Source organism: Bacteroidota bacterium (assembly GCA_039714315.1).
Taxonomy (GTDB): domain Bacteria; phylum Bacteroidota; class Bacteroidia; order Flavobacteriales; family JADGDT01; genus JADGDT01.
In genome coordinates, this window is sequence record JBDLJM010000007.1 from 41,349 (window position 1) to 52,909 (window position 11,561).

Here is an 11,561-nt window from a genome sequence, read left to right on the forward strand (position 1 = left end):
TATAATACACAGCCTCTCTTTATTGTCAATTATTTAATAATCTTCCCTTTGTAAACTTTACCATCATCACCTACTCCATATATAATATAGACACCTGTATTTAATCGCTCTATACCATATACACTTTCACCATAAACTTCTCTCAATAGCCTTAGACTTTGCGACTTACCATCCATAGAAATTGCCTGAACAAAAGACATGCTTATATCATCTCCAAGAATTGTCAGTTCGTTGTCTGTATTTATTAATTTAAAATCTGCAGATATCAAATCCTCTTCCGAAAGCTGTCCGCTATGTGATATAATTATTTCGAATCTGTCGTTAACAGATCCGGTATTCGAAATATTAAACTCATAGTCTGAATCTAATAAATTAGTCATTACGCCACTTTGCTTGTCTCTTAACTGAACAGCTAAATTAACTGATTGATTCTCCAGTTGAACTTTTGAAATTTTATAAACTCCGGTTTCATTTATTGTAATACTTAAAGGAATCACATGCTCATCATTCTCAAGCTTAAGTGATAAGATCTTATATTTTCCTTCTGGCACATATGACGAAATCGACATTGAATTATCATATTCGAACTTCGGTACATCATACTGGTCAATTACATCAGTAGCCTCACTCAAAGCAGCTATCATCAGCTGGCTTTCAATATCGTCGTGGCTTAGTGATACCCACAGTTTATAACCGTTAAATACTGATTGATTGGCCAAAACTACTTCCGGACTTAATCGTTGATTATTATTAAATTTTACAGAATTTCCCGAATCCCCTAATAACTTTACAACGAAGCCTTGAGAAGTTTTTATTTGATTATTTTCTAATGCATTTGCAGGTACTGTTCCCAGTAATCCAGAAGTATTCATCTGATTATTAGCTGAATTTTCATCTTCGTGACTCCATGTATAAACTGACTGAGCTACCTTAGTCTCATTTGTTTTCAAAAACTCCATATAATCAATTGACGAAGGATATGGGTTTCCTACAAGGTTATACCCGGACTCATTGTAAACCAAATCAACATCTATATCTCCATTGTTTGGACTCCCCTTAAAATATAAAGTTTTAGGAATAGAGTTTGAATTATTTGGACCGGGAACAAAAATGCCTTTTCCACTTTTTATCTTTGCATCCTTATCAATATTATGCCATGTACCTGTTAACTCCTGTAGTTTATTTGAATTGTACTCCTCATCATAGTCGCCGAACTCCCAAACATCTGCTGCGCTAAATTCATCATTATTTACAGGAGATGACCAATAATTGTGATTTAACTTGTTAAGTACTTCCTTTCTCTCAATAATAACATCGCCAAAGTTTACAGCTGAATTATCTAATTGGAAAATACTACTTCCCTCTTTCACATTGAACTCACCTCCAATATTTGATATATTTCCCTCTAATATCAGGTTTGCAGTACTTAAAACATTAATCTTCCCACCAATTAATTCTATTGAACCGGAAAATGATCCGTTACTGAAATACAAATCATCAACGATATCAACTGATCCGTTTGGCATATCAATTATCAACTCTCCGATTGTTTGTTTCCCTGCAACAAAAAGATTTGAAATATCCGATTTGCTACCTGATACTATATGAAGTTTGGTGTTAGCGTCAGTTTTAAATAATGGAAAATTTGCTATGCCACTTCCAATATTTACAGAAGAATTCTCAATTTTAACATGTTTTAAGCTTGTTGATATTTCTTCTTCAAATTTCACATCCGAATTTTCGATCAACAATACTGAGTTTGACCCTATATCAAAATTAACTTTCGAAAATACAATATTTGTTGTTATGTTAATATTTTCCAGTCCGCTTTCATTTTTGAAAACTACTAAGCCCCCTACTCTCATTAACGATTCAGGTGAAGCATTAAATATACTTTCCGAAACAGATCCGTTATGGATAATAATTTCTCCGGCACTTACATCAAGGTTTCCATTGGAAGGATCGACATAAAAAGAATTAAATAAATTTTGTTCTCCAGCAGTTTGAACATCTAAAGATCCTCCGTTTATCTGTAAGTCACCGTAGCTGATGTCTACATTTCCATTAACGTTAACTTTTCCATTGTTCAACTTAACTAAAGCATTAAAAAAGTCTAATTTTATTCCTTCACCTGCATTATCTCCAACAGTTATGCTCCCATTATTACAAATCAACTGACCGTAAACTTTTACTGCATCAGGTAATATTAAATTTGTTTTCTCATTATCTACAACAATAGCAACTTTATCCTTTATTATATCGTAAGAATCATCATCAACAAATAACTTTTGAGAAAAATTACCGTCAAATACCAATGTTCCTTTTGTTATAATATAATTATCAACATCTCCAAAAGGAGTCTTTTGACGCAACGAACTTGTTAGATATTCTTTAGAAATAACTACCTCCTTAAGATCAAAATCACCATCACCGCTTACTACGGCACTGTTCGAACCAACAAACCTTATACTAAAACTGGCAATGGCTCCATACCTGTCAGCATTCCTTGAAAGAATTTTACCTTCATTAATCAGATTTCCTCCAATAGAAACAATAGATGTGTTATTAATAGTTCCATTACTTACGATAGTACCACTTGACATAACAACAGCATTACCTGTTATTGTCAGTTCATTTTTAATACTGGACCTACTAGGATTTGCTATTTCTAAAGTTCCCGATATGTCAATATCCTTACAAAGCATACCAGCCTGAACAACACTAACTTCTAAATATCGTGGAATATAAACTTTACTTGATAAATTAGGTATTTCTCCCGCGGCAGCATCCCTCCACAAACCTGATTCATAAATCTGCCATACAGAAGAATCATCCCAGTATCCTGACTGAGATAATTTAAAATCACCTTCATTGTTTTGAGAGAACAATGAAAAGGAAGAAATTAAGAAAATAAGTATAGATATTTTTCTAAACATAGTTTTTTCTCTTGCCGGAGCGTAACTTATACATCTGTTCAGATCATGATTTCCACTCAACAAACTACCAGTCAACTATATATAATTCATGAAATTCAATGTAAAAAACTGCTTCACTCTTAAACAAATATAACATTTTCTACTTAAACTGTAGTCTTTTTCTTATTTTTTTAATTATTATTCCTACTCTCATGTAATACCTACCACTTACTTAACGTAAGTGATATATCCCCAAACAAATATTCAAGACTATCTACTTGCTTTACAATACGTTACAGTTGCAGTTATTAAAAAGGACGATCTCCTCAATTATTAATCCATATAAAAAAATACTTACATATTTATTTATATGGATTAATAATTCGAAAAAAAATATCTAAACAGACAGGTAAAAACGAAAATTTTGACTTTCGTTTTGAAATAAACGAAGATGAATTACACAAAAACAACTCCAATTACACAAACTTTATTACTCATTATGAGAACAATAACACATATCACAAATTAATTAGGTTAACTGATTTGCGAGTATTTCATTACCTGTAATTAAGTTGATTTTATTCCCACTATTGAAAATAGCACATATTTTACAACCCTTAGCTTACTATTTAACATCAATTATTTGTATTTTCACCCCAATTTATAAAGCTTTTATCTTGAAAAATATTTCACTACGATCAAAAATATTTCTATCGATGATTGCCATAGTATTGATATCATCAATACTAATGGCTATTACTACCACGCTTCATTATAAAAATGAAAATCAAAATTATCATCACAGCAGAATAGAACGTAAGGAAAAAAGTCTGCAGACACATATTCAGATGATGTTCGAGGAGAATAATGAAATTGACAGCAGAGATAAAGCAATATCTTTAATGAAAGATAAACTAAAGGAATTATCAACTGTCCATAAGCTCACTATAAACCTATATAAACTTGACGGAAGTTTTTATGCATCATCAAAAAATGATACACAGACCAATAAACTTGGCAATAGTGTAATTAATAACCTTTCAAATAAAGCAATTTATATAAAAGCAGTAGAAAGCAATAAACTTTTGGAGCAAACAAACTTACTTTCATATTCCTTCATAAAGTTTAACAATGAAAATTTATTAATTCTATACCTACCTTACACCCACGAAAACACCATCTTCAAATCAGAGTTGGAAAATATCCTGATAAACTTTGGGGAGCTGTACTTATTCCTGCTTCTGGGGGCTGTTGTTTTTGCTTATCTGGTTTCAAGATATATCACACAATCTTTAAAAAAAATCAGCTCCGTACTTAACAAAACTGATCTTGGAAAAAACAAACCGTTTTCCTGGAATTCAAATGATGAAATAGGAAAACTTGTAACAGCTTACAACGACATGGTAGCTAAACTTGATGAAAGCGCCATACTTTTAGCTAAAAGCGAGAGAGAACAGGCTTGGCGCGAAATGGCTAAACAGGTTGCCCACGAAATTAAAAACCCACTTACTCCTATGCGGCTCGAAGTACAGCTACTTGAACGCAATGCCACTAAATTAGAGAACGAAAAAGATCGCAAGAAAGTACTGGATTTCACAAATGGAATGATTTTGCAAATAGACACTTTATCGCGCATTGCAAATGAATTTTCGAACTTTGCCCAAATGCCGGCTCAGCAGCTCATGAAAATAGATTTCTCCGAGTTTGCACAGCGTTTTTCAAAACTACACTCGCACAGCTCTATAAAATTTAACATCGAGGATAAGCCAATGCCCGTATGCATAGATGAAAAGCAATTTTCCAGAGTACTTAATAACCTGATAAAAAATTCTGAACAGTCTATTCCCAAAGACCGAACAGCCGATATTCAGGTTAATGTAAAGCACCTAAATGAAAAAATATTAATCACCATTTCCGATAACGGAATAGGAATAAGCGATAAAGAAAAGGTTAAGGTTTTTGAACCTAAATTCACTACCAAAAGCGGAGGTATGGGACTTGGTTTAGGGATAGTGAAAAATATTATTGAGTCAATTGGAGGTGAAATCAGTTTTAATTCAGCAATTAATATTGGTACAACGTTCTACATACATATCCCAAAATCAAATAAATGAATCATATGAATTACAGAAGCATTTATCAGCAGGAAAGCAATGGTCTTTTGAAAATATACATAAACAGACCTTCAAAGCTAAACGCCCTTAATAAGGAAACAATCGAAGAACTGTCTTCTGCTTTTAAAGTAGCAGAATCGGATAAAAACATTAAGGCTATCATCCTAAAAGGTGAAGGAACAAAAGCATTTGTTGCGGGAGCTGACATATCGGAATTTGCACATTTTTCGCCTGAACAGGGAAGAAAACTGTCGGCAGATGGACACGAGAAACTTTTCAATCTAATAGAAAATCTTTCTACCCCGGTAATTGCAGCAATAAACGGTTTTGCCCTTGGTGGCGGCTTAGAACTGGCAATGTCGGCTCATTTTAGAGTTGCCTCTGACAATGCAAAGATGGGATTACCCGAAACATCACTTGGTGTTATCCCCGGATATGGAGGCACTCAGAGACTAACTCAGCTTATTGGAAAAGGTAAGGCTATGGAGATGGTTATGACCGCGGGTATGATTACGGCCGATGAAGCAAACAGTTATGGACTTGTTAATTATGTTGTTTCGCAGGAAGAACTCATTCCATTCTGCGAAAAACTGGCGGGAAAAATAATGAATAATTCACCTTTGGCGGTATCAGGTGCCATAAGATCAATTAATGCTGCAACGAAAAATGATATAAATGGTTTTGAAGTAGAAATTGAAGAATTCGGAAAATGCTTTGGTACAGACGACTTCAAAGAAGGCACAAGTGCTTTCCTGGAAAAAAGAAAAGCAAATTTTAGCGGAGAATAGACCGATATAATCAATTATTAAAGCTGTCTGTAAACTTTATTACCGTCATTCTTACTTTTCCTTTATGCTTCAGTAAGAATGACGGTTTATATTAAAATAACTCAAAATAAGTTATTACAATATTCATTAGTTAGATACATCCCCGATTAATTATATGGATCCTCTTAAAGTAATTACAAAATTCCTGCCAGGTGCTGACAACCCTGATGCAAAAGTCATGTAATGATGATCCAGAATATTTTCAACTCCCATTTGAAGGTTGAGATTAGGAGAAAATTTATATCTGATATTTGCATTAATTGTATACCAGGATGGAGTTCCATAAGTCATTGATGCAGCCTTTTCAAGATTATCTACACCTCCGTATACATCAAAATCTTCTGCTTTTTTCCTTCCATTGTATGTTGAGTTCAAACTAAACATCCACTTTTTCAAATTATATTTCAAGGTAGTGGAGCCAAATAAAGGGGCAATTGAAGGCATGGGTAAATCATCATCAATAGTTCTTCCTTTCGTGTATGTTAAAAAACTTTCCAGAGTAAATTTTGACTGTAACTTGGCTATCATCCCTAAATTAGCCCCATAAACATAAGCCTGCCCCGAATTTACATTGGCAATTGTTACCGCCATATTTCCATCGTACACCATTGAGTTAACACCATCTGACGTTTCATAATACTGACGCATAATATAATCGAATATCCTTGTGTAATATAAATCGGCCGACAGTATTAATTTTTTATTTAAGAGATATCTATCCACATTAAATTCTGCATTTAAAGCATATTCGGGCCTCAAAAATGTATTTGGCAATGTAAGCAAATCATTTTTTTCTCTTACTTTCCCTACGTCATCTATATTAGGCGATCTAAACGCTGTAGAAACGTGTGCCTTTAATGCCCAATTTTGATTAGGTTTATGAGTCATTCCTATACTACCTGTTAAGGCATTATTGAATAGTGATATGTCATTTTCAGGTAATTCTATAAAAGTATCATCTTCCCACTTGGCATGCATTAATGTACTAGTCCACCTCAACCCCAAATTAAATGTAGTTTTCTCATTGAATATCTTTCTGAAATCTGAATAAACGGCGAAACTGCCATAATCACTACCACCATCAGGGTAACGTGATTGTACTACAAAAGAATCTCCAAAACCAATAATATCATTCCCCGAAACTACTAATGTTTTTCCTTTTGCAACAGAGGATACGGAGTTATACGTTAACTCTGCTCCATAAGAAATATCGAAGTAATTTATATTAGTGGAGAAATCCGCATTTAAAGAAAATACATTAACATCTTCGTACCTGAATGTTTTTTCCAGGCTTCCAAATTTTCGCTGCATTCTCGATTCCTCAATATTTTGATATGCAAATGTGATATTACTTTTTTTCATCCATTTGCTATCACTGGTCGAATTTAACCTGGTCGAGAACATTAACCTGTCCTGAGGTCCATAATACCATTCTGCCCACTTCAGCCCTTCATCTCCGGGATCTGTCAATGCATCGAATCGTGGAACATTGGAACTGGTAGAATATTGAAAATTAAACTCCAGCTCATTACTTTTATCCAATTTAAAGATCAGCTTCTGCAAAACATCCAACTGACTATATGCTGTGTTTTTTTGAATATTCGGATCAGAATTTACAACCGGCAACTCGGAATAATGATGCTCAGTATTATTGGAATAAATATGAACTTTGCCCCAATTATTAAAACCGTGAGTACGTACTGACCCCATTCTTAAATCATTAAAATTTCCATAAGATATGGATGAGAAATTTCCAAATTTCTCATTACTATATATGGCATCTCCGTGTAAAACCAAGCCATTATTTGCTGTTGAAAATGAAGTATTAGCGTTAAGTTCCCAAAACTCTTCTCCAAGCTTTGGCCTTTTAGTGTAAAAATGAACTACGCCTCCCAATGCATCAGATCCATATTTAACCGAAGCAGGACCATAAATAATTTCGGCCCTTTCCAGATTCCCATAATCTACAGTTAATGAATTTTGTAAATGCCCCGAACGATATATGGCATTATTCATACGAACTCCATCTACAACAAGTAATACCCGATTTGCTTCAAATCCCCTTATTGTAGGGCTACCTCCTCCCATCTGACTCTTCTGAACAGTAATTCCGGGAGTTCGTGATAAAAGATCAGGAGTAGTCTGTGGGTTTATAACTTCAATAACGTTTGATGAAATAACCGATATTTTTTCAGCAACACGATTTAAATCTGTCTCTGTATTAGCAACAGACAAAACCACTTCCGGTAATAAATCGTTTGTTCTTGTCAGGTAAACAGTATAACCTTTTCTTTTTAACACATGCTTTTTAAAAAAAACAAATTGATATGAAACATGCTCTATCATCACCTCTTCATCCTCTTCGAAAGCACTGAGATTTACGTTTCCATCAACATCGCTTAGCGCAACTTTCGACTGACCATCATTATACACAAAAACATTATCCACAGGCTTTTTTGTGTCATTATCATAGATGGTTAAAGTTTGCGACATCAATGAAGTTGAAACAAACAACATTAGAAATAATGTATATTTTAAAAATGATTGCATTATTAACTTTAATTAAATAATGTTTGTAATATTTTTAGAGATTTCGGCTCTCTAAAGCCTGAAATATGCAATGAATAATATTGAACAATTAGCCGTAATAAGAAACCACGTTGTTTTCTATTCATCGAAATCTGATTTGAATCCACAAATTTCGTGCCCAAAAATAATTTTAAGTTATCAATAACCTCTCCGGAGAACATATAAGGCATATTTTTATTGTAATCATAAAATATTCCCTGCTCTAAATCAAAATATTTATTTTCAGAATCTGAAAAATGAGGATAGAAACCAAGATATTTCGTTAGTTCTATCAAAAAAGCAATATGAAAGTTTGCATATTCATCAATTTCATCAAGATAATGGAAAGACGATTCCAGAAAATCGAACAGACTGACATTTTCTTCTTCCTCGTGCAAACTAAGATCAAGCATTTCCGCCAGGAAAATAGTAAGCCCCGACTTAAGCGGATCGAATTGTAAACTTTTATAAAAAGAATCTGCCTTAATTTCTTTTAAATTCTTTAATTCAACGGACTTATTTCTGGAATATGAAATTATTTCTACTAATGACAGAGGCTGGAATAGTCCCATCACATGATTTTTCTTCTTCTTAACACCACGAGCAATGAAAGAAACGATTCCTCTTTGCTTAGTGTAACATTTTAATATTATGCTAGTATCTGAATAATTCCTACTCCTTATTACTATGCCATTGTAAACTTCCTGCATAACACACTAGTTCACAATTAGAATTTTTGTTACGGATGTTTCCTTTCCATCCTTACTGATTGCAAAAACCAAATACACCCCTGAAGCGGCTTTATACCCGCTAAAACTTTTACCATTCCACACTGCCTGTCCTCCCTGAGAAATAGTTTCAAAAATCAGGTTCCCGTTAATATCAGTAATCTTCACATTGGTTCTATCCGTAAAACCTTTAATATAGATATCTCCTGAATATTCGGGTCTAACCGGATTGGGGTACGCATAAACCTTTCCAAATTCATTTCCTCCTTCGGTGGCATTACCTTTAAAGGATACCAAACCTTTAAGGGTAACAAAATACACTCTCCCCGTTTCGGGATCTATATCCATATCAAGAACGTTATCAGAAAAAAGAGGAGAATTTTCTGTTGTAAAATGGTGAATAGTTTTTTGCCCATCAGATGAAGTGTAATAAACCCCTCCTGATTTTGTTGCAAACCATTTATTATTTGCTCCGTCAACTACAATCTTATTTATTTCCTGACTTCCTAAAAGCTTTTTACCTACACCATCTTCTTCAATAATAATGGGATTTGCATTTAAAGAAGAGGTATTGAACATTTCATCGATATCATCGAAAATAACCAAGCCCAACTTTGTTCCTATCCATGCAACATTATCCTTATCAATAGCTATTGTGTTTACCCTATAATCTGGTAAATTACCTTTATTTTCAATGGTGGTAAACCTCAGTTTCTTATCATCTCCTGTAGACTCCAACGATTCTCCTTCGTTATAAACCCATATACCATCTCCTCTTGTTCCTATCCACTTATTCCCGTTTTGATCAATATGGATTCCCTCTATACCATTATCTCCTCTGGACCCTACACCATCAAAAGAGAACGACATCCACTCTCCACTTGCTTTACGCAACACAATTGGTTTTGGTACATTCCATCCGTTGGCCACCCACAAATTTCCATCACCATCAAAAACACTCCCACCTACTCTAACACTTACATATGCAGGATTTGATGGATAATGTAATTTTTGTATAGGGCTGTTTTCAATATTCCAAAACTCAACCTGTTCATTATTTTGCATCTCCACAACTCCCTGATTATAGTAATCATTCTCATTTGATGTTCCACTCCATGTAGATATATATATATGATCACTATCCTTAGGATCTATAGCCACATCGACTAAGTCCCTTCCATTTGAAAAATTTGTATAGTTAACATATTCCCAGTCATCTTTCTCAAGAATATCATACCCAATTCTCCGCCCTTTTGGAGTATACATCTGATCGTAATAACCATACAGTAAATACATTTTATTTTCATCAGCTTTTACCCTGAATGAATAATTCCTGAAAGGACCATCAGGCATAATATTGGTTAAAACTTTATTTTCACTTTTAACCAAACCAATATTACTTGTAGAAATCCACGTAATTCCATCTGTCTTAATTGCAGATTTAGGTTTAAAATTATTTTCGGAAGTAGCCCCTATGTTTTCGACCAAATTTAAATTTTCATCATATATCATAACATTACTCCATCTTGAATATGTTATGTACTTATCATTAGATTCAACATTTACAACTCCGGTAACACTGCTAACCAACGACCATGTTGTTCCTTCAAATAAATATTGCTTGGTATCATTCTCATTATTATTGGCTATTATCTTGCCCCCTATTTCCGCAATAGAATTATATTTTTCAACAGGAATAGAACTCTGTAATTGCCACTGCTTATAATCTACCAAAAAAGGATTCTCTGCATCCGCAGAATAAACACCATTTTCGGTTGCAGCAAATAATATGTTATCTTTAAGAGCTATGTCATTTACATATATATAAGATCCATTATCTCCAAAATAAAAAGTATCTCCAAATCTCTCATCCTCCATGTTGAACTCTACAATACCAAATGGAGTACCCAAATAAATCCTATTTTTATATTCAGCTATACTGGTTATACTTTTAGTAACTGTTACATTTGAATTTTTTATATCTTCTATATGGCTTATTTTGGAATCTTTATAGACGATATCAAACTCACCTGTTTCAAAACCAATCACAAAAGCGTCTGTATTATTTAATGCTACTAAAGAAGTAATTCTCTCTCCCAATAACCCTTTTACTTTCGAATATTTATTTAGGCTTTCATCTTCAGTATCGTATATAAACACGCCGTACTCTCCGGCAACAACAACTTTCTCACCCCAAACATCTAAGCCTTTGGTTTCTGCATAGGACAAATGGTCGAGCCACTTCGAATTATCCTGTGCAAGACTAATGTTTAATATAAACAAATAAAAAAATAAAGAAAGCCATGTTCTTTTCATATGTATATAATTTAATGTTTCGGTCATACCTGTCTGCCAACAGACAGATGTTATCCCCACTATATTCATCACGCTTGGTCTCGGCTAAGCCGA

At 33.8% G+C, this 11,561-nt stretch carries 6 protein-coding genes; 2 read left to right on the plus strand and 4 right to left on the minus strand.

Going from position 1 to position 11,561, the window contains the following annotated elements; all coding sequences use genetic code 11:
• Positions 1 to 29 precede the first annotated feature (29 nt).
• On the minus strand, positions 30 to 2,936 hold the full coding sequence (locus ABFR62_01945) for a hypothetical protein (GenBank protein ID MEN8137171.1): 2,907 nt from the start codon (positions 2,934 to 2,936) through the stop codon (positions 30 to 32).
• 695 nt (positions 2,937 to 3,631) lie between these two features.
• On the opposite strand from ABFR62_01945, the gene ABFR62_01950 reads away from it, so the two are divergent.
• Both ABFR62_01950 and ABFR62_01955 read left to right on the plus strand, forming a co-directional pair.
• On the plus strand, positions 3,632 to 5,029 hold the full coding sequence (locus ABFR62_01950; protein ID MEN8137172.1) for a HAMP domain-containing sensor histidine kinase: 1,398 nt from the start codon (positions 3,632 to 3,634) through the stop codon (positions 5,027 to 5,029).
• A gap of 5 nt (positions 5,030 to 5,034) precedes the next feature.
• Complete coding sequence (locus ABFR62_01955; protein ID MEN8137173.1) at positions 5,035 to 5,817, plus strand: enoyl-CoA hydratase-related protein; 783 nt, start codon at positions 5,035 to 5,037, stop codon at positions 5,815 to 5,817.
• Between the two features lie 150 nt (positions 5,818 to 5,967).
• Here the strand turns inward: ABFR62_01955 and ABFR62_01960 are convergent, their stop codons facing one another.
• From ABFR62_01960 to ABFR62_01970, 3 genes are read right to left on the minus strand one after another with little or no spacing between them, the layout of a single operon-like run.
• A complete protein-coding gene (locus tag ABFR62_01960) occupies positions 5,968 to 8,406 on the minus strand; it encodes a TonB-dependent receptor (GenBank protein MEN8137174.1) in 2,439 nt (812 codons plus the stop codon).
• Between the two features lie 8 nt (positions 8,407 to 8,414).
• Positions 8,415 to 9,134, minus strand: a complete 720-nt coding sequence (gene recO / locus ABFR62_01965) for a DNA repair protein RecO (GenBank protein ID MEN8137175.1) — start codon at positions 9,132 to 9,134, stop codon at positions 8,415 to 8,417.
• A gap of 6 nt (positions 9,135 to 9,140) precedes the next feature.
• On the minus strand, positions 9,141 to 11,468 hold the full coding sequence (locus ABFR62_01970) for a T9SS type A sorting domain-containing protein (GenBank protein MEN8137176.1): 2,328 nt from the start codon (positions 11,466 to 11,468) through the stop codon (positions 9,141 to 9,143).
• Positions 11,469 to 11,561: the final 93 nt, after the last annotated feature.